Here is a 25,777-nt window from a genome sequence, read left to right on the forward strand (position 1 = left end):
CTCTCATGGGCATGGACACCGCCCCGGACCCCATGGACGCCGCCACCGCGGCCACCCGCAGCCTGCAGGGCCTGTCCTCCGAGCTGACCGCCCGGGTGCCGCAGCTGCTGGAGGCGATGCGTACCGTCGGCGCGGGCCTCGATCTGCACATCACCCTCGACCGGATCGTGGAGACCGCCGCCGAGCTCGCCGACGCCCGCTACGCCGCCATCGGGATCATCGACGACGCCCGTGAAGGGCTGTCGGACTTCGTCACGTACGGAGTGACCGGGCAGCAGCACGAACGGATCGGCGCCCTGCCCGACGGCCACAAGGGTCTGCTCGGCGCGCTGATCGAAAACCCCCGGCCGGTGCGCCTCGCCGACCTCACGCAGGACCCGCGCTCGGCCGGCTTCCCGCCCGGGCACCCGCCGATGCGGACGTTCCTGGGGGTGCCGATCCGTGTCCAGGGCGAGATCTTCGGCAATCTCTATCTGACGGAGAAGCGCGGTGGCGGGGAATTCAGCGAAGAAGATCTGCATATGGTGCGGGTGCTCGCGACCGAGGCCGGTATCGCCATCGGCAACGCCCGGCTGCATGCGGCGACCCGCCAGCGGGAGCGGTGGATCGACGGTTCGGTGGCGGTGACCACCGAACTCCTCGCCGGCAGCGACGTCGACGACGCGCTCGCGGTGGTCGCCGAGCAGGCGCGCAAGCTGGCGGACTCGGCGGCCGGCATCGTCCTGCTGCCCGACGACGAGGGCGGTCTGGAGATCGTCGCGGTATCGGCGGACGACCCCACCGGGATCTTGGGGACGCAGATTCCACCGGACAGCCCGGTGGCCGAGCAACTCCTCGCCGGGGAGCCGGTGTTCGTGGACGACTCGGCCACCGATCCGCGTATGGTGACGGCCATCGCACCCCGCTTCGGGCCGAGCATGATGCTGCCGCTCAAGAGCGGTGGGCGGGTGCTCGGCACCCTGGCCACACCGCGGTCCCGGGGCGCCCGCCCCTTCACCGCCGCCGAGCGGACGCTCGCCACCCAGTTCGCCGCGCAGGCCGCGCTGGCGCTGGTGCTGGCCGAGGCCCAGCGCGACCGGGAGCGCCTCGCGGTCTACGAAGACCGCGACCGGATCGCCCGCGACCTGCACGATCTCGTGATCCAGCGGCTGTTCGCGACCGGCATGATGCTGGAGAGCGCACAGCGCAGGTCGGACGTTCCGGATGTGACGGATGGCGTCGGCAAGGCCGTCGACGAGCTGGACGTCACCATCCAGGAGATCCGGACGGCGATCTTCGCCCTCCAGCAGGGCCCGGCCGAGGCGCCGTCCGGGCTGCGCACCCGGGTTCTGCGCGAGATCGGCACCGCCGCCGTACCGCTCGGCTTCCAGCCGTCGGCCAGCTTCATCGGCCCGGTCGACTCCCGGGTCGGCGAGCTGACCGGCAAGAACCTGATCGCCGCACTGCGCGAGGCGCTGTCCAACGCCTTCCGGCACGCCCAGGCCTCCCGGATCGACGTGGTCGTCGACGCGACGATCCGCCTGCCGGACGGCACCGACGGCGTCCGCCTGACCGTCGCCGACGACGGCATCGGCATCCCGGACGGCGGCCGCCGCAGCGGCCTGAAGAACCTCGCCAAGCGGGCCGAGTCCCTGGGTGGCGCCAGCGCCCACGGCCCGGGTCTGGGCGAGAACGGCAGGGGGACGACGGTGACGTGGGAAGCGCCGCTGTAGGCGATGCCGCGACGCGTTGACGTGATGCGCTACGTCGATACGACTCCCTCGGGGCGCCGCACTCCGGCACCGTCATGGCCCGCCCCGCGGCGGCCCGTCGCGTCGTGGCCTGTCGGCCGGCCGCAGAGCCGGTCGGCGTCCGTGGTGCGCTGGTAGTACACGCGGTTTCCGTCCCGTACGCGGGTGACCAGCCCCGCGCGGAGGAGGCGGCTGAGGTGGTAGGAGACGGTCGACGGGCTCAGGTGGTGGCGGGCGGCGAGCTGTGTGGTGGTGCGGGGCACGTCGAGGCCGGTCAGCACGAGGGAACGGGAGTGGCCGATGACGTTGCCGAGGGAGGGGGCGGTTCCCTCGGCGGTCCGGTCCTTCCCCTGTGGGCGGTGGGCCGGGCGGTGCGGGCGGACCGGGTAGACGAGGTGGATGCCGCGTTCATGCCAAGGATCCACGCTGATGAGCCAGCTGTGCGCAAGCGTCGAAGGGAAGAGTGTGACGTCCGTGGTCCCGGAGACCTCCAGCTGCTGTTCGTTCTCCAGGCGGAGTGCGCCGCGGTCGTAAGCGATGTCCCGGTGCAGGGAGTTGAGCGCGGTGTGCAGACCGCCGCGCGCGATGATGCGTGCCCGGTGGTCGATATCCGCCTCCGCCCGGGCGGAGAGGGCGGGCCACATGGGCGCGAGGCGCCGTTGCCAGAACGATGCCAGCTCGTCGGCGGCCTGCTGTGCGAACGCCTGCTCGCCGAGTTCCAGGAAATCCCGGACACCCGGGAGTTCGGATGCGGAGGTCCGCTTGGGCAGCGCTGCGGACTGGAGCACTCTGTTCATCTGGCGGGCGACGATGGGCGACGGCGTGGTGGCGACCTGATGCAACTCCACATCGACATCGGGTGCGAGGTCGCTGCCCGGCCCGGGGGTCAGGAAGTCCGGCGCGTAACCGTGGATCTCCCGGCGCAGTGCGGAGAGCAGGTGCAGGCCGCGCTCCCGTAGCGCGGCGTCTACCTGCTGTCCGTTCAAGTGCGTCCTGCTCGCCGCTCGCGGCCGGCGCGGGTGCAGCACCGCACCGGCCTGCATCAGCGGTGATACCGCGAAACGTATGGCCGCCAGGGTATCCGTGCTCACCGCGATGTCGATCAAGGTTGCCCCCGTTATGCCCCGACATGCCGCCGGACATGTCCCCCGAGTCGTAGCAATGACGCGCACATGCTAAAAGCCGCCGCTCCATGCACACACGGCTTTCGGGATTGACCGACGTGGCCGCGCGTACGAGTAGCCACATCTGCGCAGGGGGCCTACGCACAGCCACGTATGCGTGGGAGGTGCCGCTGTCGGAGCTGTTGTACGAGGGTTGAACGACGGTTGTACGAGGGGCGCCGTGGGGCGGCCGGAGCCGTCAGCGCGGCCCGGCTTTCGGCGCTCCACGCACCGGCGTCGCCGCTGCCCGTTCGCCGCAGCGCTGAAGGATCTCCTCGATGACGACCGCGACGCCGTCGTCATTGTTGGACGCGGTACGGCGCGTGGTGGCCGCCAGCACCTCCGGATGGGCGTTGGCCATGGCATACGAGGTGCCGGCCCAGGTCAGCATCTCGATGTCGTTCGGCATGTCCCCGAAGGCGACGACCTCGTCCGGTGAGATACCGCGCTCCGCACAGCAGTGGGCGAGGGTGCCGGCCTTGCTGACACCGGGGCCGCTGATTTCCAGCAGCGCGGTGGGGCTGGACCGGGTGAAGGACGCGATCCCGCCCGCGGCCGTACGGGCCAGCGCGAGGAACGCGTCGGGCTCCAGGTCCGGGTGGTGTGCGAGCAGCTTGATGACGGGCTGGTCGGGGAAGGCGGGATCGACGCTCCCGGCGGGGTCCGGCGGTGCCACGAAGTCCTCGGCCAGCAGCTTCTCCGCCGGCGCGACGACCGCGGCCGGGTCCAGGAGGAGCGGCGGGTACTCCGGCTCGTAATGAATGCCGCCGGTGCGCTCGATGGCGAACGACGTGCCGGGCGCGGCACTGCGCAGTGCCGCCACGACGTCCAGCGCGGCCGTGCGTTCCAAGGGGCTGACCTCGACGACCCGGCCGCCGTGATGCAGGTCGACGACAGCCGCGCCGTTCGCGCAGATCGCCAGTCCGTGACCGTGCACATGGTCGCTGACCACGCCCATCCAACGAGCCGGGCGCCCGGTCACGAAGAACACCTCGATGCCGGCCCGCTCGGCGGCGGCGAGTGCGGCGATCGTCCGGTCGGAGACCGTTTTGTCGTCGTGCAGCAGCGTGCCGTCGAGATCGGTCGCGATCAGCCGGGGTGCGACGACCGCTTCGGGCGCCCGGGCCGGCGTGGGGGAGGCATCAGTCACGGGGTCATCTTCCCGTACCGCAGCGCACAGGCGTGCAGCAGGTTGCGTGTATGAGCCGGTCCGGGCGGGCGCGCGTCGAGCGGTCGGCCCTCCGTACGGCTGCCCGGCCGCACGGCCGTACGCTCGGGGTCATGCGACTGAGCACCGTGATTCTCCCCGTCCGACGCTGGTCCGAAGGCGGGTGCCGGCCCTGGCAGCGCGCAGAGGAGCTGGGGTTCCACGCCGCGTACACCTACGACCACCTCTCGTGGCGGAGCTTCCGTGAGCAGACCTGGTTCGGTGCCCTGCCGACGCTGACCGCGGCCGCGGCCGCGACCTCACGGATCCGCCTGGGCACCCTCGTCACCTCGCCGAACTTCCGGCACCCGGTCACCCTCGCCAAGGAGCTGATCTCGCTCGACGACGTCAGCGGCGGCCGTTTCACCCTGGGAATCGGCGCCGGCGGGAACGGCTTCGACGCCACCGTGCTCGGCCAGGAGCCCTGGTCGCCGCGGGAACGGGCGGACCGTTTCGCCGAGTTCATGGCGCTGCTGGACCGGCTGCTGACCGAGGACGCGGTCTCCTTCGAGGGCACGCACTACTCCGCCGAGGAGGCGCGCAACATCCCCGGTTGTGTGCAGCGGCCGCGGCTGCCGTTCGCGGTGGCGGCCACCGGCCCGCGCGGTATGGCGCTGGCCGCCCGGTACGGCCAGGCCTGGGTGACCACCGGTGACCCCAAGGTCTCGAACGGAGGCGGTACGCCGGCCGAGTCGCTGGAGGCGGTTCGCGGGCAGGTCGAACGGCTCGCCAAGGCCTGCGCCGACCAGGGCCGGGACTTCGGCGAGCTCCAGAAGATCATGCTGACCGGCTTCACTCCGGATCGTCCGCTGGACTCCCTGGACGCCTTTGTCGACTTCGCCGGACGCCATGGCGAGCTGGGCATCGATGAGCTGGTCGTCCACTGGCCGATCGCGGATTCGGTCTTCGAGGCAGATGTCGCGGTCTTCGAGCGCATCGCCAAGGAGGGGCTCGCGCAGCTGGGAGCCCGGTAGGGACGGCGCGGGCGCGGTCCCCGGCTCCGTCCCCGTGGTGCCTGGCTGCGTCCCTGACTCATCCCTGACTCGGCTCCGACGCGCCCGGCCACGCCCCGGCCTCCGCTTTACCCCACATATAGCTGCGAAGGGGGAGAATTGGGGCAGCGACGCAGTGCGGGGGACGCGGCGCGCGATGGACGGCCATCGCGCGAGCGGACTGGTGCCTGCGCCGGAGTGCGGCGTTTGGGAATGCGGCGTTTGTGGAGGAGCCATGGCACAGACCCGATTCGCCCCGGACCGCGGGCTGACCTCGCGCATGGTGACGACGATGTTCTTCATCGGGTTGCTGTACGTCGTGGTCGTCAGCGCGCTGGTGGTGCTGCTCAAGGGCGCCTGGGTGGTGGTGCTGCTGATCGCGGGGGCGATGTTCGTCGCGCAGTTCTGGTACAGCGACCGGATCGCGGCGTTCAGCATGGGCGCGCGTGAGGTCTCTCCGGACCAGGCGCCGGAGCTACACGGCGCGGTCGACCGGCTCTGTGCGCTGGCCGATATGCCCAAGCCACGGGTCGCGATCGCCCAGTCGGATGTGCCGAACGCGTTCGCCACCGGCCGTAATCAGAAGAACTCGATGGTGTGCGCCACGACCGGGCTGCTGCGCCGACTGGAGCCGGCGGAGCTGGAGGGCGTACTGGCCCACGAGCTGTCGCATGTCGCGCACCGCGATGTCGCGGTGATGACCATCGCCTCGTTCCTGGGCGTCCTGGCCGGGATCATCACCCGGGCCGCGCTGTGGAGCGGTGTCGGGCGCAACAACCGGGACCAGAACGCGGCCATCGCCGTGCTCATCGTCACCGCCGTCAGCGTGGTCGTCTACGCGATCAGCTTCCTGCTGACCCGGCTGCTGTCCCGTTACCGCGAGCTGTCCGCCGACCGGGCCGCCGCGCTGCTGACCGGCCGCCCTTCGGCGCTGGCCGCCGCACTGACGAAGATCACCGGCCAGATGGCGCGGATCCCGACCGAGGATCTGCGCAAGGCCCAGCCGTTCAACGCCTTCTACTTCGTCCCCGCGTTCAACAAGGAGAGCTTCAACCGGCTGCTGTCCTCGCACCCATCGCTGGAGCAGCGGTTGGACCAGCTGGGACGGATAGCGGCGGAGCTGGGGCGGCCGTGACGCGGTGAGCGGCGGAGCGCAATCGGAGACGGGGCGGGGCGCCGTCGGGCAGTGCGGAGCGCAACCGGAGACGGGGCGGGACGCAGTCGGGCAGTGATGAGCAAGGAGTACGTCGCGTATGGGATTTCTGGACGCCATCCTCGGCCGCAGCAAGCCGGTCCGGCCCGACCTCGACCAGCTCTTCGCGCTGCCGTCCGCTGCGGTGACTCTCCAGGTCGCGGCCGGGTTCACCGCCACCGGCGTCGGTTCGGTGTGCTTTGCGAGCGTCGAGGGCGGGGCGTTCTCGCGCATCCAGGAGGAGGCGCGGTCCCTGCTGGACGGTTCGGTGGAGTTCACCCAGGACGCGTACGGGTATACCTGGCTGCTCGTACGGCACTCACCGGACGATGTGGCGGGCCTGGTCAACGACCTGCACGCGGTCAACACCTCGCTGGAGGAGGCGGGTTTCGGTCCGCAGCTGCTGTGCTCCCTGCTCGGCTTCCGCGATGCGCGGGAGCGGTCACTGGCGCTGGTCTATCTCTACAAGCGCGGCACGTTCTACCCGTTCGCGCCGCAGCCCGGTGCCGGCGAGAAGCGTGACAACTCGCTTGAACTGCAGGTACGGGCGATGCTCGGGGACGATCTGACGGTCGAGAAGGATCTGGCGCGGTGGTTCCCGGTGTGGGGTGCGCCAGGGCTGTGAGCCGACGGGGCCGGCGCCGCGTGCGCCCTCTCCCTCTCCGCTCCCTCTCCTGTCTCTCTCCTCTCCCATCCCTTCCCCTTATCCCTCCCTCTCGGCGTCCTCCTCGCGCGGCTTCTCTTCGTGCCTGCCCCGTGCGAGCTCGCTCGCCTTCCTCGCCTTGGCGCTGGTCACCTCGTCGGCCGCCCAGCGGGCCCACTCCTCCAGGGTTGCCGTCATGCGCAGGCCGTACTCCAGCGCGATCCGGCCGTAGACCGAAATCATCTCCTCGTCCCAGTCGGCGGTCTCGTCGATGCGCTCGCACTCGGCGTGTGTGCGGGCGGCGAGCTCGGCCTGTTGCAGCAGGTAGGCCTGGGCTTCGAGCGGTGTGACGATGCCGAGGAAGAAGACGCGCAGCAGGCTGTCGTTGCGCGTGCTGCCGCCGGGCGTGATGTCGGTGAGCCAGTGCCGTAGCTCTGCCAGGCCGTCGTCGGTGATCGCGTACTCCTTGCGGCCGCGAGGGCCGTGGGCGGCGATCTCGACCAGGCCGGCGGTCGTGAGCTTGTTGAGCTCGCCGTACACCTGGCTCTGGGTGGCCGGCCAGACATTCGCGAGCGTGGCGTTGAACAGCTTCATCAGGTCGTAGCCGCTCGCCGGGGATTCGGACAGCAGGCCCAGTACCGCATGTCTCAAGCTCATGACTCACACTTTACCTTCCACTCTTGACATGTCAAAGGTGGAGCTTCTAGCTTCGACATGTCGAAGTTGGAAGGTCTGGTTGTGGGTGCGACGGCCGGTCGGTCGCCGGCGCACGGCCACGACCGAAGCGCGACGTGACGGAGCGCGACGGAAAAGAGGGGGAACCATGAAGTACCTGAGGGGCTTCATTCCATGGCTGGTCTTCGCGGTGGTCGGGTCGTTCGGCTGGCAGTGGGGCGCGCTGGCCGGCCTGGTGACGGCGGTCGTCCTGCTCGTCGCCGACCGCGCCGCAGGTCTGAAACTGGACTACCGCCTGCTGGAGTACGGCACGATCGTGTACTTCGTGGGCCTCGCTCTGCTGGCTTTCGCCCGGCCCGACAGTGGCCTCAAGCTGTACGCCAGCTCGCTCTCGATGGGCTGGCTGGCGGTCATCGCCTGGGTGTCGATAGCGGTGCGGCGCCCCTTCACGATGGGGATCGCACGCCGGATGGCCCCACCGGAGGTCTGGCACACCCCGCTGTTCCGCCACATCAACGTCGTACTCACGGCCGCGTGGGCACTGACCTTCACCCTTACGGCGATCGCCCAGGCCATTGTCTCGGCCTACGAGTTGAACGTCGTCTTCACGATCGTCATCCAGATCGCCGGATTCGTCCTTCCCGTCAGCTTCACCTCCGCCTATCCGGAACGAGCCAGGGCCCGCTTCCTGGCGCGGTCCGGCGTGCGGACCGACATCCAGGGAGGCCTGGCCTCATGACCACCACACCCTCCTCCTCAACGTCCCCCACCACTCCGCCCACCACCACGACTTCCACTGCTGCATCCCCGACCGTCGCGTCGACCGGCGTGTCCGAGTCCACGGCTCCCGCACCGCACTTGGCCGGTAACTTCGCGCCGGTCATGGACGAGCTCACCGCCTACGACCTCCCGGTCACGGGTACGATCCCGCCCGAGCTCACCGGCTGGTTCCTGCGCAACGGCCCCAATCCGCGGGACGCCGCCACCGCACACTGGTTCTTCGGCGACGGAATGGTCCATGGCCTGCGCCTGGAGGGCGGGAGAGCGGTCTCGTACCGCAACCGCTGGGTCCGCACCTCCAGCTTCACCGGTGAGGAGTCCACCCGGGATGCGGAGGGCCACCGCAATCTGGCGGCGGGAGTGGCCAACACCCATGTCGTCCGGCATGCCGGCCGCACCCTCGCACTGGTCGAGTCGTCGTTCCCCTATGAGATCGACTGCCGTCCCGGTCATGAGTTGGAGACCATCGGCGTCCATGACTTCGGCGGCCGGCTCACCACGGCCATGACCGCCCATCCCAAGACCTGTCCCACGACCGGCGAACTGCACTTCTTCGGCTACGGCGGTGCCACTCCGCCCTACCTCACGTATCACCGCGCCGACCCGGCCGGGGAGTTGGTGATCAGTCGTCCCATCGAAGTGCCGGCGCACACGATGATGCATGACTTCCACCTGACCGCAGGCCATGTCGTCTTCATGGACCTCCCCCTCGTCTTCGACCGTGAGCATCCCGGTATGCCGTACCGCTGGGATCCGGAGTACGGCGCCCGGCTGGGCGTACTGCGCCGAGACGACCCCTACGGCGAGGTCCGCTGGCTGCCCATCGACCCCTGCTATGTCTTCCACGCGCTGAACGCCTACGATGACGGCGACCAGCGGATCGTCCTTTACGTCTCCCGCTATGCCGACTTCGGGAACATGACGGCGTTCACCGGAGGGACCATCCCCTGCCTCTGGCGCTGGACGATCGATCTCGCCTCCGGCACGGTCATCGAGGAACAGCTGGATGACCAGCTGTGCGAGTTCCCGCGGGTCGACGACCGCCTCGCCGGGCTGCCGGCCCGCTACGGCCATGGCGTTGCCGCCGAGCCTCCCGGAGGCGGATCGATGCCCGGCGCCCTGCTCCGCTACGACCTGCGGACCGGCGAGGCCGTCCGGCACGACTTCGGTCCTGGGCGCACTCCGGGCGAGGCGGTCTTCGCCCCGGCGGACGACCGCCCGGGCGGGCCGGGCTGGCTGATCACCTATGTCTATGACGCGACCACCGACACCAGCGATCTGGTCGTGCTCGACGCCGAGGACATATCCGCCGACCCGGTGGCCACGGTCCATCTCCCGCAGCGTGTGCCGTACGGGTTCCACGGCAACTGGCTTCCGGATCCTGCAAGTTGAGTCCCTCCCGCTGGGGCGCGCGTCACCTGAGCGGCGTCACCTGAGAGGCGCTGGCTGAGGGGCGTCGGCTGAGGGGGCGGTCGAGGAACCGCGAACCGTGCGGGCGTGTCACGCTTCGGGGGCGTCGGTGCCTCTGGTGCCTGGGTCGCGCGATGCCAGCGCGTCCATCGTGCGGGCCTGCACCTCCCGCTGGGCGGCGGCGGTGATGAACGCGGCGGTGTTCTCCGTGCCCACCAGGGCCCGTACGGCCTGCACGGCCTCAGCGGGGAGCGCCACTGCCTCCCAGGGGGCAACGTCCGCCGAGAGGTCGCTGTTCGAAGCACCGGGCTTCGAGGCACCGGGCTTCGAGGCACCGGGCTTCGAGGCGCCGGGCTTCGAGGCGCCGGGCTTCGAGGCGCCGGGCTTCGAGGTGCGGGACTCGGAGGCTCCGGTCGTCGAGTCGGCTGCGGTACGGGGGTCCGCGACCGGCTCGGCGGCCGGTGGACGGGCGGGCGGGGCCGAAGGGGGCGGGAAGGCCTCGCGGAGGTGGTGGCGGAGGTGCCGGGTGGCCAAGGTGCGCATGGCGCGGGCGAGTTCGGCGTCGATCGTCTGCTGGGCGAGCGGGCGGAGCCGCCGTACGAGGGCGGCGGCCTCCGCGGCCTCGTCCTCCGTGGGCGGATGATCAAGGAACGGCCGGAAGACATGTTCGGAGGTGAAGTCCAGAAAGCGGGCGGCGATGTGCTCCACCTGGCCGCGCAGCTCGCGCAGATGACCGGAGATCGCCGGCAGCGGAACACCGGACGAGTGCAGTTCGGCGGCGACGGCGAGTTCCTGGGGGCTGGGCACGAGGAACTCGTCCTCCCTGCCGGGGATACGTTCCAGGACACCCAGCTCCACGGCCTCGGCGACCGCTGTCTCGTCGGAGACGCCACCGAAGGCGGTGTCCAGCTCCGCGCGGCTGATCCGGGACGCCTGCTCGTCGCTCCAGGGCCCGTCGATCTCGGCGACCAGGCCCAGGACCCCGCCGAGGTCGCGGCCGGCGTCCCAGGCCTCCAGGAGTTCCTTGATGCTGGCGAGGGTGTAGCCACGGTCGAGCAGCTCGGAGATCTGGCGCAGCCGGGTCAGATGGGTGTCGCCGTAGACGTTCGCCCGGCCGCGGCGTTCCGGACGGGGGAGCAGTCCGCGGTCCTGGTAGGCACGGATCGTACGGACCGTGGCGCCGCTGAGATGGGCCAGGCCCTCGATGCGGTATTCGGACGGGGGATGTCCGGCCGCGGGGTGTCCGAACGGAGGTTGTCCGGCTGGGTGGTGTCCGGTCGGGTGGGGGTCGGCCATCCGGTGTCGGCTGGCCGGCGGCGGCTGCTCGGTCACTCGTTGCTCCTCTGAGATGGCCGCGCGCTATGAGAGGGCCGCGCGGCCTACCGAGCCCGCCGCGGCCCGTGCGGCCGGGGAGGAGGCCAGATAGGCGACGGCCTTGCGCAGCGACCCTTCCTGCGAGGGATGGTACGACCGCCGCAGGTAGCGCGGGATCGCCGCTCCCAGCTCCCGCCAGGTGGGCAGCAGGCCTTTGCGGACGGCGCGGTTGTGTTGGTGTAGCGAGTAGCGGGAGGGGGTGGCGAGTTGGGGGTCGTGACGTAGGAGGTAGGCGGTGCCCCAGCCCCAGAGGTAGAGCAGGACGGGGGCGGTCACGGCCATTCCCAGGATCCGGCGGGCGTAGCGGGCCGGGTCGGGTCCGCCGGTGTGCTGGTACATGTCGAAGGCGACCGCGCGGTGCTCGACCTCCTCGGCGCCGTGCCAGCGCAGCAGGTCGAGCATCACCGGGTCCGGGCGGGCGCGGTCCAGGCCGTCGGCGGCCAGTACCCAGTTGCCGAGCACCGCAGTGAACTGCTCGATGGCGGCGATCAGGGAGAGCCGGAAACGCAACCACTCCCGCTGGGCTACGGGAATGCCCAGTGGTGGCTGCTCACCCAGGAGGTGATCGAAGAGGAAGTCGACGTGCCGGGTGTAGGGGCTGGTGTCCAGACCCTGACGGGCCAAGTGGTCGAGCACGTAGGAGTGCTGGAGACTGTGGGTGGCCTCCTGGCCCATGAAGCCCTTGACGTCCTTGCGGAGCTGCCCGTCCCGGACCAGCGGGAGGGCCTCCTTGAAGACCTTCACGAACCAGCGCTCGCCGGCCGGCAGCAGCAGATGCAGGACGTTGATGACGTGGGTGGCGGTGGGTTCGTCGGGTATCCAGAGCAGTGGAGTCTCACGCCAGTCGAAGGTGACCCGGCGGGGCGTGATCGCGTAGGGCTGCGGTGCTCGGTGCGGCTGCTCCTGAGGGGGTGGAGTACTCATGCGCGGCTCCTGACATGCGCAGGTGTCTGTCGCAAGCGTCTGTCGCAAAACGTCTGTCGTAGGTTTCTGTCGCAGGTCGGTTGGCCGGGCAGGGCCGGCCCGCCCGGGCCTCGTGGACGGCTTTCCGTGGCCGTCCCGGTGGTCTACAGCCTCGGCTCGATGCGGGCGAGGGCGCGGAGAGCGCGTGGGGCGAAGCGGGACAGCAGATGGACTCCGCGGGCCTCGGGCGTGACCGGGACCACGGCCTGGTTGTGGACCACCGCGCTGAGGACGGCGTCGGCGACCTTCTCCGGGGGGTAGTTGCGCAGCCCGTACATCCGCGCGGCCTTGGCCTGGCGGCGCTTCTCCTCTTCGGCGGAGACGCCGGCGAAGCGGGCGGTGGTGGTGATGCCGGTGTTGACCAGTCCGGGGCAGATGGCCGAGACACCGATGCCCTGGCCGGCCAGCTCGGCGCGCAGGCACTCGCTGAGCATCAGGACTGCCGCCTTGGAGGTGCTGTAGGCGGGCAGCACCTTCGACGGCTGGAAGGCGGCGGCCGAGGCGGTGTTGACGATATGGCCGCCCTGTCCGCGTTCCGCCATCCGCTTGCCGAAGATCCGGCAGCCATGGATGACGCCCCACAGGTTGACGTCCAGGACCTTTTTCCAGTCCTCGGTGCTGGTCTGCAGGAAGGAGCCGGACAGCCCGACGCCGGCGTTGTTCACCAGCACGTCGACGGTGCCGTACTCGGCGTCGGCCTTGTCGGCGAGTTTCTCCATCGCGGCCTCGTCCGCGACGTCGACGGTCTCCGCCCAGGCCTGCGGTGCACCGATCAGCCGGGCCAGGTCGGCGGTTCGGGCCGCGCCCTCGGCGTCCCGGTCGACGGCGATGATGCGCGCACCGGCCTCCGCGAAGGCGAATGCGGTCGCCCGCCCGATGCCACTGGCCGCGCCGGTCACCAGCACCAGCTGTCCGCCGAACCGGTCGGCGTGCGGGCCGGCCGCGGCGACCTGCTTGGCCGGGTCCCCCTCCTCCTTGGCGGTGACGAACTCGCCGATCCAGGAGATGAGTTGGTCGGGGCGGGTGCGGGGCACCCAGTGCCGGGCCGGGAGGGTGCGGCGTACCAGCCGGGGTGCCCACCGCTCCAGGTCGTCGTAGAGCCGCGGAGAGAGGAAGGCGTCGCCGGTGGGGGTGATGAGCTGCACGGGGCAGTGCGCATAGGCGTCGGCGCGCGGGCGGCGGAGCCGGGGGAGGACGTTGTCGCGGTAGAGCCAGGCGCCGTGGGCCGCGTCGGCGGGCAGTGAGGCGGTCGGGTAGTCGCCGCCCGGTACCTTCTCCACCCGTCGCAGGATCTTCGGCCAGCGCTTGCCGAGCGGTCCCTGCCAGGCCAGTTCGGGCAGCGCGGGGGTATGCAGCAGGTAGACGTACCAGGACTTGGCGCTCTGGTTGAGGAGCTGGGCGGCGCGGCGCGGGGTGGGGCGCGCCATCCGCTGCTTGATCCAGTGGCCGAAGTGGTCCAGGGACGGTCCCGACAGGGAGGTGAAGGAGGCGATCCGGCCCTCCGTCCGTGGCACCGTGGCGAACTCCCAGGACTGTACGGATCCCCAGTCGTGGCCCACGAGGTGCACCGGGCGGTCGGGGCTGACGGCGTCGGCGACGGCCAGGAAGTCGTCCGTCAGCTTCTCCAGCGTGAAGCCGCCGCGCAGCGGCTGCGGGGCGGTGGAGCGGCCGCAGCCACGGACGTCGTAGAGCACGACATGGAAGCGGTCGGCCAGGCCGCGGGCGACCTCGGACCAGACCTCCTTGCTGTCCGGGTAGCCGTGCACCAGCAGCACCGTGGGCCGGGCCGGATCACCCAGCTCCGCGACGCACAGCTCGACGTCACCGGTGCGCACCCAGCGCTCCGTCGCCCCCGCAAGGCCCGGAACCCGGCCCTCTCCCATACCGTGCCCCGTCCTCTCGTCCCCTGTGTTCCGTCCCGTCCTCACGCGGCCTGCTCCTCCTGCCAGCGCCGCACGTGCGGCAGATCGTCGTCCAGCCAGAAGGCGCTCTCCTGCGGGTCCTTGGAGTCCGTGACGACCAGGATCTCCTCGAACTTCGCGCCGGTGCCCCGGAAGCCGAGGTGGGGTTCGACCGCCCACAGCCCGGGCGCCGGCGGATGGTCGGAGAAGGAGTACGGGCTCCACAGCGGGGACCAGCCCTCGCGATGGCCGTGCAGTGCGTCGGAGGCGAGGCCCCTGAGGGACTGGGTGCCGAACCCGAACAAGGTGGGGGACCAGCGGCGCTGCCTGACCCGGTCGACCTTGTGGGCGATGACGCCGAAGGGGTAGGCGCGGTGGCGGTTGGCGTAGCCCTGCCGCACCATGAGGCGGTCGACGTCCTCGTAGATCTCCCGGAGCGGGCGCCGCTCGCGCACCTCACGCAGGATCAGCTCCCGGTGCGCTTCGAGGTCGGCGAGCAGCCGGTCGTGCACCGGGTTGAGCCCCAGGCAGCCGGAGTAGCCGATGTCGGCGGTGAAGCCGTTGTGGACCGGTGCCATGTCGAGGATGAAGGCCATCCCCGGCTCCAGCCGCCGGTTGGTGGGGAAGAACTGCAGCGGAATCCGGAAGCCGACGAAGGCGGTGCGGTCGCCGAACCAGGCGAACGGCAGATGGAACCAGTCCCGTACCCCGCGCTCGTGCAGCCATTCGCGCTGCATCCGTGCCGCCGCGCGCTCGGTGATCCCGGGCCTGAGCTGAGCGGCCACCGCTTCCGCGCAGGCGTAGGCGAGCTGCTGGACCTCTCTGAAGCCCGCCAGCTCGGCGGTGGTGCGTGCGCCGGCTCCTGCTGAGGTCGCTGAGGTGACTGAGGCCATCGCCAACCGTCCGTCCGTGAGCAGTTCATCGCGGTACGTGCCCGTAACTTGACATTGATGAATGTGACAATGCCCGGCGACTGCGTCAAGAGGTGTGCACGCCCGGCTTCCGGCACCGGCCTGACGCCGACCCCCGAACCCTGACACCGAACTCTGACGCCGAACCCTGACGCCGGACCGCTGGAAGCAGGAGAACCCCTAGGGGCCGTAATACCGCAGGGGGAGGCGGATCCCACCGCCTGGGCTGACGACCGGCGCGCCGGGCGGGCCTACCGTCGATGACGTGACTGTGATCGTGACCGAAAGCCTGAGCAAGCGGTTCCCGCGGGTGACCGCCTTGGACCGGCTCTCCGTTGACATCGCCCCCGGCGTAACAGGCCTGGTGGGCGCCAACGGCGCCGGCAAGTCCACCCTGATCAAGATCCTTCTCGGCCTGGCCCCGGCCACCGAAGGGACCGCGCGCGTGCTCGGCCTGGACGTGGCGAAGGACGGCAGCGCCATCCGCGAGCGGGTCGGCTATATGCCCGAGCACGACTGCCTGCCGCCGGATGTCTCGGCCACGGAATTCGTTGTGCACATGGCCCGGATGTCCGGCCTGCCGCCGACTGCAGCCCGTGAGCGCACCGCCGACACCCTGCGTCACGTCGGCCTCTACGAGGAGCGCTACCGCCCCATCGGCGGCTACTCCACAGGTATGAAGCAGCGGGTGAAGCTCGCCCAGGCGCTGGTCCACGACCCACAGCTGGTGTTCCTCGACGAGCCCACCAACGGCCTCGACCCGGCCGGCCGGGACGAGATGCTCGGCCTGATCAGGCGCGTTCACACCGACTTCGGCATCTCCGTCCTGGTCACCTCCCACCTCCTCGGTGAGCTGGAGCGCACCTGCGACCACGTCGTCGTCATCGACGGCGGCAAACTGCTGCGCTCCTCCTCCACCGATGAGTTCACGCAGGTCACGACCTCGCTGGCGGTCGAGGTCACGGATACCGACGCCCATCCGGACGGCACCGGGGCGCTCCGCCGGGCCCTGGCCGGCGCCGGGGTCGCGGTGACCACCGGCGGCGCCGGCTCCGACGGCCTCGCCACGCCCGGCCATCTGCTGTTCATCGACGCGGCCGGGGAGGAGACCTACGACCTGGTACGGGACACCGTCGCCGGACTCGGGCTCGGCCTGGTCCGGATGGAACAGCGCCGCCACCGCATCGCCGAGGTCTTCCGTGACGCCGACGAGGCGGCCACCGCCCCGGCGGCCCCGGCCACCTCGGCCGCCGGCCCTGCCCCCCTCGCTCCCACGGGCGCCCCCGGCGCCCCGTACGTCACCCAGGACGGAGGCGCCCACGATGCCGTCTGACCCCACGACCTCCGTACCGGCCTCCGCACCGGCCACGCCGACCGGTGCGTACATCCACAACATCGGGTACCGCCACTACGACGGCCCCCGTCTGGGCCGCGGCTACGCCCGCCGGTCGCTGTTCTCGCAGAGCCTGCGCGGTGCCTACGGCCTGGGCCGCTCGGCCAAGAGCAAGGTGCTGCCGATGCTGCTCTTCGCGGTGATGTGCCTGCCCGCCGCGATCATGGTCGCGGTGACGGTGTTCACCAAGGCCGGCAGCCTCCCGGTCGGCTACACCCGCTACGCGATCTTCCTCCAGGCCGTCATCGGCCTCTATCTGGCCGCCCAGGCACCGCAGTTGGTCTCCCGCGATCTGCGGTTCAAGTCCATACCGTTGTACTTCTCCCGCCCCATCGAGCGCGGCGACTACGTGGCGGCGAAGTTCGCGGCCATGGCGAGCGCCCTGTTCCTGCTCACGGCGGCCCCGCTGGTGATCCTCTACGTCGGGGCACTGCTGGCGAAGCTGGACTTCCTCGACCAGACCAAGGGCCTGGCCCAGGGGCTGGTGTCCGTGGCGCTGCTGTCGCTGCTGTTCGCCGGGGTGGGCCTGGTCATCTCCGCCCTCACCCCGCGCCGCGGGTTCGGCGTCGCCGCCGTGATCGCCACACTCACCATTCCCTACGGCGCGGTGAGCGCGGTGCAGGGCATCGCCTTCGTCCAGGGCAGTGAATCCGCCGCCGGCTGGCTGGGGCTGTTCTCCCCCATCACGCTCATCGACGGGGTGCAGTCGGTCTTCCTCGGCGGTACCAGCTCCTTCCCCAACGGCCTGACGCCGTCGACCGGCGCCGGATTCGTCTACCTCCTCGTCACGCTGACCGTCATCGCCGGCAGCTATGCCCTGCTGATGCGCCGCTATCGGAAGGCCGGACTGTGACCACGCTCCACATCGACCACGTCTCCCGCTGGTTCGGCAATGTCGTCGCCGTCAACGACATCACCATGACCATCGGCCCCGGTGTCACCGGCCTGCTCGGCCCCAACGGCGCCGGCAAGTCCACCCTGATCAACATGATGGGCGGCTTCCTCGCCCCCTCCAACGGCTCCGTCACCCTCGACGGGACGACGATCTGGCGGAACGCCGCCATCTACCGCCACATCGGCATCGTGCCCGAGCGTGAGGCGATGTACGACTTCCTCACCGGGCGCGAATTCGTCCTGGCCAACGCGGAGTTGCACGGCCTCGGCCGGCGGGAGGCGGCCCGGGCGCTGGCCACCGTCGAGATGGAGTACGCCCAGGACCGCAAGGTCTCGACGTACAGCAAGGGCATGCGGCAGCGGGTGAAGATGGCCTCCGCGCTGGTCCACGACCCGTCGGTGCTGCTGCTCGACGAGCCGTTCAACGGCATGGACCCGCGCCAGCGGATGCAGCTGATGGAGCTGCTGCGGCAGATGGGTGACCAGGGCCGTACGGTGCTGTTCTCCTCGCACATCCTCGAAGAGGTCGAGCAACTCGCCTCGCACATCGAGGTGGTGGTGGCCGGCCGGCACGCCGCGTCCGGTGACTTCCGCAAGATCCGCCGGCTGATGACCGACCGCCCGCACCGCTACCTCGTCCGGTCCGACAACGACCGCGCGCTGGCCGGGGCGCTGATCGCCGACCCGTCCACCTCCGGCATCGAAGTGGACCTCGTCGAGGGCGCGCTGCGCATCCAGGCGGTCGACTTCGGCCGCTTCACCGAACTCCTGCCACGGGTCGCCCGCGACCACGGCATCCGCCTGCTGACGGTCTCGCCCTCCGATGAATCGCTGGAATCCGTCTTCTCCTACCTCGTCGCGGCCTGAGGCCTGAAAGGAGCCCTGACGCATGTCCACGACCACCCCGACGGCCTCGCCGGCGTCCACCGCCGCGCCCAAGGCCTCGCTGTTCCACCCGACCGTCGCCCGGCTGACCTACCGAGCCCTGCTCGGCCGGCGCCGAGCCCTGATCCTCTTCGTCCTGCCGGCCCTTCTGGTGGCCCTCGCGGCCGCCGTCCGGGCGCTGGCCGGCGCCGACGACGCCACCGCCGGCGGCATCCTGGGCGGCTTCGCGCTGGGCACGATGGTGCCGCTGATCGGCGTCATCGCCGGTACGGGCGCGATCGGACCGGAGATCGACGACGGCTCGGTGGTCTATCTGCTGGCCAAGCCGGTGTCCCGGCCGACGATCATCCTCACCAAACTCCTCGTCGCGACGGGCGTCACGGTCGTCTTCTCCGCCGTCCCCGTGCTGCTCGCCGGCTATCTCCTGAACGGCAACAGCCAGCAGATAGCGGTGGGTTACGCGGTGGCGGCGGCGATCGCCTCGGTCGCCTACAGCGCGCTCTTCCTCCTCTTCGGCACGATCAGCCGGCACGCCGTGGTCTTCGGCCTGGTCTACGCGCTGGTCTGGGAGGCGTTCGTCGGAAACCTCGTCCCCGGTGCGCGGACCCTCAGCATCCAGCAGTGGGCACTCGCCATCGGCCAGCGGGTCGCCGGAGACGGCGCGATCAGCGCCGACGTCCAACTCCCGCTCGCGATATGCCTGCTGGTGGCTCTCACGGCAGGCGCGACCTGGTACGCCGGCCGTCGGCTCAAGGCGCTCACCCTGGCGGGCGAGGAGTAACGGAGGAGCCGGAGCACACGGCATGGGGGCGAACGCGCTATGCGCCCCCGCCGCTGCTCTTCTGCCGGTCGTTGAACTCCTGCACGTTCCGCAGATGTTCCTGGTAGTCGGCGGTGAAGCGGGTGTCGCCCGGCTTGACGGTGACGAAGTACAGCCAGTCCCCGGCGGGCGGTGCCCCCGCCGCCTTGAGCGCGTCCGCCCCCGGGCTGTCGATCGGGGTGGGCGGCAGCCCCCGGCGCCGGTAGGTGTTGTACGGGCTCTTGTGCTCGGTGTCGGCGTGGCTGGTGTTGAGAGTGCTGCGGCCCAGTGCGTAGTTGATCGTCGAATCCATCTGCAGCGGCATCCGCCGGGCCAGCCGGTTCTCGATGACCCGCGCGACCCGGCCCATGTCGGCCGACCGGTCCGCCTCCGCCTGCACGATGCTGGCGATCACGACGGTCCGGTAGGACGTGATGTGATCGTCGGCGAGCCGCTGGTTGGCGGTCCTGACCATGTACGAGAGCAGGGAGGCCGGGCCGGCGTCCGGGTCGATCGGATATGTCGCCGGAAAGAGGTAACCCTCCGGATTGCCTCTGGCCTCGGTCGGAAGCGGAAGGCGCGCGGTTCCGGCGGCCTTCGCGGTGGAGCCGCCGGGCAGGTGCAGGGCCCGGTCCACGGCGGCGTAGATCTGTGTCGCCCGCTGCCCCTCCGGGACGGTCAGCTTCGCCCGCTCCGGCCCCCGCAGCAGCCGCGGCAGGAGCAGCACCGCGAGGATCACCAGAACGGCCAGGACGGCAACGATGACGAGTCGGCCGATGCGCTGAACATGGCTCATAGGTCCGCACCGTATCGCTGCGCCCTTCCGCTGCGCTTGGCCTGCTTCCCACGTTTTTGGCTTTCCCGCCGTGGCGCCTGGCGGCGGGCTGTTTTCCGCTGCGCGGGGCTGTACGTCACGGGTGCGCCCCTCCGGACTGGCGTCCTGCGGTGCGCCCCCTCCCGTGGGTAGGGGGGACCTCGTCGGTGGGGGTGACCGTAGCCCTGTACGTGTCCGCAGTGGACCACTCGCGTCCACCCCCACCGGCCGTCTTCTCTCCCCCTCACGGGAGGGGCCGCTCCGCAGGACGGCAGTCCGGAGGAGCGGACCCGCACCCGACCAAACCACGCCCGCCGCAGGCGCAACGGCGAGAAACGCCCGCGGCGGGACGGCCGACAACGTGGGAAGTCAGCCAAGCGCAGCGGAAAGTAAGTCGCCAGGCCGGATGTCCCCCGGAAGCGGGACATCGGCGGCCAGTACGTCACCGCCGTCGCAGTGCCGTCCGACGACGGTGACGGGCTCCGGTGCGGCGGGTGAGGCGCGGCCGACCAGCCGGGGCGCGGAGCGCACCCCGTACAGCGCCGGCCGTGGGGTGTCGCTCATGCCGGCGTCCACCGCCACGAACGTGTGCCCACCGGACCGTTGGACGGCCAGCACCCGGTAGAGGACGACCCCGGCCGGACCCGCGATGGCACGGCCCGGTTCGACGGCGAGCCGGGGTACCGGGAGACCGGCCGTCGCACAGCCGCCCGCCAGCTCCGCGCGGATCTTGACGCCGAGGGTGGCGATATCCAGCGCGGGCTCACCGGGGCGGTGGGCGATGCCATGGCCGCCGCCGAGATTCAGTTCGGTAAGGACGACACCGTGCTGGTCATGGATCCGCGCCAGCAGCCCGATCAGCCGCCGTACCGCCGAGAGGTAGGGCTTGGCAGTGGTGATCTGCGAGCCCAAGTGGCAGTGCAGGCCGACCAGTTCGAGGCGTGGCTGGCCGAGTACCCGGGTGATGGCGTGCTGCGCGGAACCGTCGGCGAGCGACAGCCCGGACTTCTGGTGGTCGGTCCCGGCGCGGAGCCTGGCCTGGCCGCCGGCGGCGATCCCCGGCACGACCCTGATCAGCACCTTCTGCCGGCTGCCTGCCGGGACCGCGGCGGCCAGCCGCGCTATCTGCGTGGTGGAGCCGATGACGATCCGCCCGACCCCGAGGCGGAGACCGGCCCGCAGACCGTCCGGGCTCCTGGCGTTGCCGTGCAGCACCATCCGCTCGGGCGGGAATCCGGTGGTGACGGCCGGCTCCAGCTCGCCGGCGGAGCAGACGGCCAGGCCCAGGCCCTCCTCCCGCACCCAGTGGACCATCGCGTGGCACAGGAACGCCCTGGCCGTGTAGTAGACGTCGGCGCCGGCGAAGGCCCGCAGGTAGGCGCGGCAGCGGCGGCGTACCTCGGCCTCGTCCAGGATGTAGGCGGGGGTGCCGAAGCGGTCGGCCAGCTCGGTGAGCGGCACACCGCCCACGGCCGTCTCGCCGTGCGGGAGCGGCGCCGCGGCGGCCGGCCGGACCGGCTCGGTGGCGGTACGCGGCGCGGGCGTCACGGCGGTGGCCCGGGGGGTGGCTTGAGCGATCACCGGGGCAGCGGCCGGAGCGGCTGCCTGGGCGGTCCGGGGCAGAGTGCGGTGACCCATGAGCGTCGCCCCTTCCTCAGACGGCCTGGAGGTGCGGGCGCACGCGGGGTGTACGTGACAGATGCGCGGCCTCTAGGACGAGCCGGGGGTCGACGATCAGTATCGCGCCGACCGGTTCGGCCAGCGCCCGCAGCGCGGGTTCGGAGAGCCTGATCCAGCGCTGGCCGCCGCCGAGGGACGCGGCGAGCCGCTGGGCCGAGGTGAAGCCGACGACGGTACGGCCGCCGAGCGGAGTGCGGAACAGGCGGGCCGTACAGCCCGCGGGGCCCGACCGGACGGGGACGAAGAGAGGCCCGGCCGGGACACGTTCGGAAGGCTCGGGGTCTTCCGCGTAGCGAGGGTGGAACACGGCGTTGCTCCTCGAAGGCACCTGGGCCGCCCCGAACCGGTGGATGACGCAGACGCCGGGGCTCGGCTCTGCCGACGCGATTGTCGGCCTCGCCGACGCTATGCCCGGCGGGAGGGGGCCCTCGGGGGGCGTTTACGCGTTATTGACGGGTTGTGGCCCCTACTTGACGCATTCGCTGCGGCCGGCCGAGTTCCATGCCTCCCAGGCCGTGAAGGAGCAACGGTGGGTAGCGGGCGGAAACGGTAGGTAGTTGCCGATAAGCGTGGCAGGTCAGCCAAAGAGGCGTTCCAGGACGACGGCGATGCCGTCCTCCTCGTTGGACACGGTGAGTTCGTCGGCGACTGCCTTCAGTTCGTCGTGGGCATTGGCCATCGCCACGCCGTGTGCGGCCCAGGCGAACATCGGTATGTCATTGGGCATATCGCCGAAGGCCACCGTCTCCTTGGCGGTGAGGCCGAGTCGGCGGGCGGCCAGCGACAGCCCGGTCGCCTTCGTCAGGCCCAGCGGCAGCAGTTCGACGATCCCCTCGCCGGCCATCGTCACGCCCACCAGATCACCGGCGACCTGGCGCGCGACGGCCGCCAGCGCGTCGTCGTCCAGGGTCGGGTGCTGGAGGTAGACCTTGTTGAGCGGGGCCGTCCACAGCTCGCCGAGATCGTCGATCATGACGTTCGGCAGCGGGCCCTCCTGGACGCGGTAGCCGGGGCCGACCAGTACCTCGCCGTCCAGGCCGTCCCGGCTCGCCGCCAGGAACAGCGGTCCGGCCTCCGCCTCGATCTTGGACACGGCGAGGCCGGCCAGCTGGCGGTCGAGGGTGACCGAGGTCAGCAGGCGGTGCTCACCGGCGTGGTAGACCTGGGCGCCCTGGCCGCACACCGCGAGGCCCTGGTAGTCGAGGGCGTCGAGGATGTGCCGGGTCCAGGGCACCGCCCGGCCGGTGACGACGATGTGCGCCGCGCCCGCCTCGGTGGCCGTGGTGAGTGCCCGGCGCGTGCGCTCGGAGACGGTGTCGTCCGGGCGCAGCAGCGTGCCGTCGAGGTCCGTCGCGATGAGCTTGTACGGCAGCGGCGGGACGGCGGGCCGGCCGTCCGCTGCCGGGGCTGCCCCGCTCACTTGGCGACGGGTTCGAGGGTTTCGCGGCCGCCCAGGTAGGGGCGGAGCGCCTCGGGGACGTGTACGGAGCCGTCCGCCCGCTGGTGGTTCTCGAAGAGCGCCACGATCGTGCGCGGGATGGCGCAGAGCGTGCCGTTGAGCGTCGCCAGCGGCTGGACCTTCGGCTTGCCGTCGACGGTCTCGCGCATCCGGACCGAGAGCCGGCGCGCCTGGAACTCGTTGCAGTTCGAGGCCGAGGTCAGCTCGCGGTACTTGCCCTGGGTGGGGATCCAGGCCTCGCAGTCGAACTTGCGGGAGGCCGAGGCGCCGAGGTCGCCGGTGGCGACATCGATGACCTGGAAGGGCAGCTCAAGGGAGGTCAGCCACTGCTTCTCCCAGTCCAGGAGGCGCTGGTGCTCGTTCTCGGCGTCTTCCGGAGCGACGTAGGAGAACATCTCCACCTTGTCGAACTGGTGGACGCGGAAGATGCCCCGGGTGTCCTTGCCGTACGTACCGGCCTCACGGCGGAAGCAAGGGGAGAAACCGGCGTAGCGCAGCGGCAGCTTGGCCGCGTCGACGATCTCGTCCATGTGGTACGCGGCGAGCGGGACCTCGGAGGTGCCGACCAGGTAGTAGTCGTCCTTCTCCAGGTGGTAGACGTTCTCGGCGGCCTGGCCGAGGAAGCCGGTGCCCTCCATGGCGCGCGGGCGGACCAGCGCGGGGGTCAGCATCGGGGTGAAGCCGGCCTCGGTGGCCTGGGCGATGGCGGCGTTGACGAGCGCGAGCTCCAGCAGCGCGCCGACGCCGGTCAGGTAGTAGAAGCGCGAGCCGGAGACCTTGGCGCCGCGCTCGACGTCGATCGCGCCGAGCAGCTCGCCGATCTCCAGGTGGTCCTTGGGCTCGAAGCCCTCGGCGGTGAAGTCGCGGATCGTGCCGTGCGTCTCCAGGACGCGGAAGTCCTCTTCGCCGCCGACCGGTACATCGGGGTGGACGAGGTTGCCGAGCTTGCGCAGCAGCTGCTGGGTCTCTTCCTTGGCCTCGTCCTGGGCGGCGTCGGCGGCCTTGACAGCGGCCGCCAGCTCACCGGCCTTCTTCAGCAGCTCGGCCTTCTCGTCGCCGGCGGCCTTGGGGATGAGCTTGCCGAGTGCCTTCTGTTCGGCACGCAGCTCGTCGAAGCGGACGCTGGACGACCTGCGCCGCTCGTCGGCGGAGAGGAGTGCGTCGACGAGGTCGACGTCCTCTCCACGGGCGCGCTGGGACGCGCGCACACGGTCGGGGTCCTCACGGAGCAGGCGAAGGTCAATCACATCCACCAGGCTACCGGGGCCGTGCCCCGCCACTCGACGTGATATTCACCGGGGTGGCCTTTTGTCTGGTTTGCGCAGTTTATTCCCTTGGGGGTGGGGAGTGCGGGGGAAGTGCCGGGGGGAATTCGCGAGGTCCGCGAGGGGGGTCGTGAGGGGGGTGTATGGGGGGTTTCGTGGTGTCCGGGGCGGGGGCTTTGCACGGCTGGGCGGGGGGAGTTGCGGCCCTGGTTTTCCCCGGACAACTCCCGGTTGTCCACAGGCTCTGAGGGTTCTCGGAATCTTATCCACAGGCTGTGTGTGGGATCTGTGGAAGTCGGAGGCGATCATTCCGCTCTTGAAATGCTCGGCTAAGGATTCTCCGTCTAAACCCCGTTCCCGCACTCTTTCGTGTGGGATTGCCTCGCTCTAAAGGATTGATTGCGTAAATTGTGCTGACGAGGGCCGGGGCGGGGTGCTGTGGAGTGGCGCGGAACGGCGCGGCGCCAGTGCGGTGTCAGTAGGGCGATTTGTCGACTCTGTCCGGCCTTCGTGTCGACTTACCCACAGGTCGAGAACCGAACCTGTGGAAAACTTTGTGGACAACCCACAGCCTCCCCAAAGCCGCAGGTTGTGCCGCCGCGGTGGCCGGCTCAGGCCCGTCCGTCCAGGCAGCGCGCCAGCCAGTCCGACGCCTCGGTGAACGCCGAGTCGGTCACCTGCCGGCGCACGGTCGGTGTCGTCTCGTCCGCCCGCGGATACGAGCCGAGGAACCGCACATCGCGGCAGACCCGCTTGAGGCCCATCAGGACCTCGCTGACCCGGCGGTCGGTGATGTGCCCCTCGCAGTCGACCGAGAAGCAGTAGCGCCCGATGCCCTCACCGGTCGGCCGCGACTCGATCCGCATCATGCTGACGCCGCGCACCGCGTACTCCTGCAGCAGCTCCAGCAGCGCACCGGGGTGGTCCTCGGACAGCCACAGCACGACCGAGGTCTTGTCCGCACCGGTCCGCGCCGCGGGCCGGGCCGGGCGGCCCACCAGGACGAAGCGGGTGGTCGCGTTCTCCGCGTCATGGATGTCGGTGACCAGCGGCGTCAGCCCGTACGTCGCCGCCGCGAACTCCCCCGCGAACGCGCCGTCGTAGCGCCCCTCCTGCACCAGCCGCGCGCCATCGGCGTTCGAGGCCGCCGACTCCCATACGGCCTCGGGGAGTTGGGACGCCAGCCACTTGCGCACCTGCGGCTGGGCGACCGGGTGCCCGGTCACCGTCTTGACGTCGTCGAGTGACGTACCGGGGCGCACCAGCAGCGCGAAGGTGATCGGCAGCAGTACCTCGCGGTAGATCATCAGCGGTTCGCCGGCGGCGAGTTCGTCGAGGGTGGTGGTCACCCCGCCCTCGACGGAGTTCTCGATCGGCACCAGGGCGGCCGCCGCGTCACCGGCCCGCACCGCGTCCAGCGCGGTCGGCACCGACACCATCGGCACCAGTTCACGGGTCGCCGCCTCCGGCAGGCTGCGCAGCGCGGCCTCCGTGAACGTGCCCGCCGGGCCGAGATACGTATAGCGGCTGGCCGACATCGTGAGCACTCCCTCGCGTCCTGCGGGGGCACCCCGCCGATCTTCTTCCTGACTGCCACGATACCCAGCCGCCCGGACACCCGGGCGGGACTTCCCGCAGCTGGAACGG

23 protein-coding genes are annotated in these 25,777 nt (G+C 70.7%); 10 read left to right on the forward strand and 13 right to left on the reverse strand.

Features of this window, described 5'->3' with window-relative positions; all coding sequences use genetic code 11:
* The first annotated feature begins 11 nt into the window (after positions 1 to 11).
* A complete protein-coding gene (locus AZE13_RS10295) occupies positions 12 to 1,712 on the forward strand; it encodes a GAF domain-containing sensor histidine kinase (RefSeq protein ID WP_398780128.1) in 1,701 nt (566 codons plus the stop codon).
* A gap of 29 nt (positions 1,713 to 1,741) precedes the next feature.
* On the opposite strand, the gene AZE13_RS10300 is transcribed toward AZE13_RS10295, so the two are convergent.
* On the reverse strand, positions 1,742 to 2,821 hold the full coding sequence (locus AZE13_RS10300; protein ID WP_147264636.1) for a helix-turn-helix domain-containing protein: 1,080 nt from the start codon (positions 2,819 to 2,821) through the stop codon (positions 1,742 to 1,744).
* Between the two features lie 271 nt (positions 2,822 to 3,092).
* Entirely contained in the window at positions 3,093 to 4,043 is a 951-nt protein-coding gene (locus AZE13_RS10305) for a Cof-type HAD-IIB family hydrolase (protein ID WP_066929283.1), read from the reverse strand.
* A gap of 131 nt (positions 4,044 to 4,174) precedes the next feature.
* On the opposite strand from AZE13_RS10305, the gene AZE13_RS10310 reads away from it, so the two are divergent.
* The 3 genes from AZE13_RS10310 to pspAB all read left to right on the forward strand — a co-directional run bounded on the left by AZE13_RS10310 (position 4,175) and on the right by pspAB (position 6,909).
* Complete coding sequence (locus AZE13_RS10310) at positions 4,175 to 5,074, forward strand: LLM class flavin-dependent oxidoreductase (RefSeq protein ID WP_066929589.1); 900 nt, start codon at positions 4,175 to 4,177, stop codon at positions 5,072 to 5,074.
* Between the two features lie 253 nt (positions 5,075 to 5,327).
* Entirely contained in the window at positions 5,328 to 6,227 is a 900-nt protein-coding gene (htpX, locus tag AZE13_RS10315) for a zinc metalloprotease HtpX (protein ID WP_066929285.1), read from the forward strand.
* A 118-nt stretch (positions 6,228 to 6,345) separates the two neighbouring features.
* Positions 6,346 to 6,909 carry a PspA-associated protein PspAB gene (gene pspAB / locus AZE13_RS10320; protein ID WP_066929287.1) on the forward strand — a complete coding sequence of 188 codons (564 nt, stop codon included), beginning with the start codon at positions 6,346 to 6,348 and terminating at the stop codon, positions 6,907 to 6,909.
* A gap of 78 nt (positions 6,910 to 6,987) precedes the next feature.
* Here pspAB and AZE13_RS10325 read toward each other — a convergent pair whose 3' ends face one another.
* Entirely contained in the window at positions 6,988 to 7,584 is a 597-nt protein-coding gene (locus tag AZE13_RS10325) for a PadR family transcriptional regulator (RefSeq protein WP_066929288.1), read from the reverse strand.
* Between the two features lie 166 nt (positions 7,585 to 7,750).
* On the opposite strand from AZE13_RS10325, the gene AZE13_RS10330 reads away from it, so the two are divergent.
* Complete coding sequence (locus tag AZE13_RS10330; protein WP_066929290.1) at positions 7,751 to 8,341, forward strand: hypothetical protein; 591 nt, start codon at positions 7,751 to 7,753, stop codon at positions 8,339 to 8,341.
* Positions 8,338 to 9,774, forward strand: coding sequence for a carotenoid oxygenase family protein (locus AZE13_RS10335; RefSeq protein WP_079123864.1), 1,437 nt, complete (start codon positions 8,338 to 8,340; stop codon positions 9,772 to 9,774). The genes AZE13_RS10330 and AZE13_RS10335 overlap by 4 nt, the downstream gene beginning before the upstream one ends.
* A 108-nt stretch (positions 9,775 to 9,882) precedes the next feature.
* Here AZE13_RS10335 and AZE13_RS10340 read toward each other — a convergent pair whose 3' ends face one another.
* From AZE13_RS10340 to AZE13_RS10355, 4 genes are all read right to left on the reverse strand, one after another.
* Positions 9,883 to 10,998, reverse strand: a complete 1,116-nt coding sequence (locus AZE13_RS10340) for a MerR family transcriptional regulator (RefSeq protein ID WP_066929591.1) — start codon at positions 10,996 to 10,998, stop codon at positions 9,883 to 9,885.
* A gap of 153 nt (positions 10,999 to 11,151) precedes the next feature.
* Positions 11,152 to 12,090, reverse strand: a complete 939-nt coding sequence (locus tag AZE13_RS10345) for a metal-dependent hydrolase (RefSeq protein WP_066929292.1) — start codon at positions 12,088 to 12,090, stop codon at positions 11,152 to 11,154.
* A gap of 143 nt (positions 12,091 to 12,233) precedes the next feature.
* Complete coding sequence (locus AZE13_RS10350; protein WP_066929294.1) at positions 12,234 to 14,012, reverse strand: SDR family oxidoreductase; 1,779 nt, start codon at positions 14,010 to 14,012, stop codon at positions 12,234 to 12,236.
* A gap of 41 nt (positions 14,013 to 14,053) precedes the next feature.
* Entirely contained in the window at positions 14,054 to 14,923 is an 870-nt protein-coding gene (locus AZE13_RS10355) for a M24 family metallopeptidase (protein ID WP_066929300.1), read from the reverse strand.
* Positions 14,924 to 15,206: 283 nt separating this feature from the next.
* On the opposite strand from AZE13_RS10355, the gene AZE13_RS10360 reads away from it, so the two are divergent.
* The 4 genes from AZE13_RS10360 to AZE13_RS10375 all read left to right on the forward strand — a co-directional run bounded on the left by AZE13_RS10360 (position 15,207) and on the right by AZE13_RS10375 (position 18,894).
* On the forward strand, positions 15,207 to 16,274 hold the full coding sequence (locus AZE13_RS10360; RefSeq protein WP_181690303.1) for an ABC transporter ATP-binding protein: 1,068 nt from the start codon (positions 15,207 to 15,209) through the stop codon (positions 16,272 to 16,274).
* Positions 16,264 to 17,187, forward strand: coding sequence for an ABC transporter permease subunit (locus AZE13_RS10365; protein ID WP_066929304.1), 924 nt, complete (start codon positions 16,264 to 16,266; stop codon positions 17,185 to 17,187). The genes AZE13_RS10360 and AZE13_RS10365 overlap by 11 nt, the downstream gene beginning before the upstream one ends.
* Entirely contained in the window at positions 17,184 to 18,095 is a 912-nt protein-coding gene (locus AZE13_RS10370) for an ABC transporter ATP-binding protein (RefSeq protein ID WP_066929306.1), read from the forward strand. Before AZE13_RS10365 ends, AZE13_RS10370 begins: the two co-directional genes overlap by 4 nt.
* Before the next feature lie 79 nt (positions 18,096 to 18,174).
* Positions 18,175 to 18,894, forward strand: coding sequence for an ABC transporter permease subunit (locus AZE13_RS10375; protein WP_066929592.1), 720 nt, complete (start codon positions 18,175 to 18,177; stop codon positions 18,892 to 18,894).
* A 37-nt stretch (positions 18,895 to 18,931) separates the two neighbouring features.
* Here AZE13_RS10375 and mltG read toward each other — a convergent pair whose 3' ends face one another.
* From mltG to pheA, 6 genes are all read right to left on the reverse strand, one after another.
* Entirely contained in the window at positions 18,932 to 19,708 is a 777-nt protein-coding gene (gene mltG, locus AZE13_RS10380; RefSeq protein ID WP_066929307.1) for an endolytic transglycosylase MltG, read from the reverse strand.
* A 387-nt stretch (positions 19,709 to 20,095) separates the two neighbouring features.
* Positions 20,096 to 21,364 carry a diaminopimelate decarboxylase gene (lysA, locus tag AZE13_RS10385; RefSeq protein WP_079123866.1) on the reverse strand — a complete coding sequence of 423 codons (1,269 nt, stop codon included), beginning with the start codon at positions 21,362 to 21,364 and terminating at the stop codon, positions 20,096 to 20,098.
* A 16-nt stretch (positions 21,365 to 21,380) separates the two neighbouring features.
* Positions 21,381 to 21,713 carry an SAV_915 family protein gene (locus tag AZE13_RS10390; RefSeq protein ID WP_066929311.1) on the reverse strand — a complete coding sequence of 111 codons (333 nt, stop codon included), beginning with the start codon at positions 21,711 to 21,713 and terminating at the stop codon, positions 21,381 to 21,383.
* Positions 21,714 to 21,983: 270 nt separating this feature from the next.
* Positions 21,984 to 22,826 (reverse strand): HAD family hydrolase, encoded by an 843-nt coding sequence (locus tag AZE13_RS10400; RefSeq protein ID WP_079123867.1) that lies wholly within the window; start codon positions 22,824 to 22,826, stop codon positions 21,984 to 21,986.
* Positions 22,823 to 24,112, reverse strand: a complete 1,290-nt coding sequence (serS, locus tag AZE13_RS10405; protein WP_066929593.1) for a serine--tRNA ligase — start codon at positions 24,110 to 24,112, stop codon at positions 22,823 to 22,825. The genes AZE13_RS10400 and serS overlap by 4 nt, the downstream gene beginning before the upstream one ends.
* Before the next feature lie 629 nt (positions 24,113 to 24,741).
* Positions 24,742 to 25,668: a prephenate dehydratase gene (gene pheA / locus AZE13_RS10410; protein ID WP_066929595.1), complete on the reverse strand. Its 927-nt coding sequence runs from the start codon at positions 25,666 to 25,668 to the stop codon at positions 24,742 to 24,744.
* Positions 25,669 to 25,777 lie beyond the last annotated feature (109 nt).

It is taken from the genome of Streptomyces sp. NBRC 110611 (assembly GCF_001590865.1).
Lineage (GTDB): Bacteria > Actinomycetota > Actinomycetes > Streptomycetales > Streptomycetaceae > Streptomyces.

Bases quoted from the DNA above. Each gene is read 5' to 3' on its own strand.
- AZE13_RS10310 (WP_066929589.1), top strand. From the start codon at position 4,175: ATGCGACTGAGCACCGTGATTCTCCCCGTCCGACGCTGGTCCGAAGGC.
- AZE13_RS10365 (WP_066929304.1), top strand. From the start codon at position 16,264: ATGCCGTCTGACCCCACGACCTCCGTACCGGCCTCCGCACCGGCCACG.
- AZE13_RS10330 (WP_066929290.1), top strand. From the start codon at position 7,751: ATGAAGTACCTGAGGGGCTTCATTCCATGGCTGGTCTTCGCGGTGGTC.
- AZE13_RS10335 (WP_079123864.1), top strand. From the start codon at position 8,338: ATGACCACCACACCCTCCTCCTCAACGTCCCCCACCACTCCGCCCACC.
- AZE13_RS10355 (WP_066929300.1), bottom strand. From the start codon at position 14,923: ATGGCCTCAGTCACCTCAGCGACCTCAGCAGGAGCCGGCGCACGCACC.
- htpX (WP_066929285.1), top strand. From the start codon at position 5,328: ATGGCACAGACCCGATTCGCCCCGGACCGCGGGCTGACCTCGCGCATG.
- mltG (WP_066929307.1), bottom strand. From the start codon at position 19,708: ATGAGCCATGTTCAGCGCATCGGCCGACTCGTCATCGTTGCCGTCCTG.
- AZE13_RS10295 (WP_398780128.1), top strand. From the start codon at position 12: ATGGACACCGCCCCGGACCCCATGGACGCCGCCACCGCGGCCACCCGC.
- pspAB (WP_066929287.1), top strand. From the start codon at position 6,346: ATGGGATTTCTGGACGCCATCCTCGGCCGCAGCAAGCCGGTCCGGCCC.
- pheA (WP_066929595.1), bottom strand. From the start codon at position 25,668: ATGTCGGCCAGCCGCTATACGTATCTCGGCCCGGCGGGCACGTTCACG.
- AZE13_RS10345 (WP_066929292.1), bottom strand. From the start codon at position 12,090: ATGAGTACTCCACCCCCTCAGGAGCAGCCGCACCGAGCACCGCAGCCC.
- AZE13_RS10325 (WP_066929288.1), bottom strand. From the start codon at position 7,584: ATGAGCTTGAGACATGCGGTACTGGGCCTGCTGTCCGAATCCCCGGCG.
- lysA (WP_079123866.1), bottom strand. From the start codon at position 21,364: ATGGGTCACCGCACTCTGCCCCGGACCGCCCAGGCAGCCGCTCCGGCC.
- AZE13_RS10350 (WP_066929294.1), bottom strand. From the start codon at position 14,012: ATGGGAGAGGGCCGGGTTCCGGGCCTTGCGGGGGCGACGGAGCGCTGG.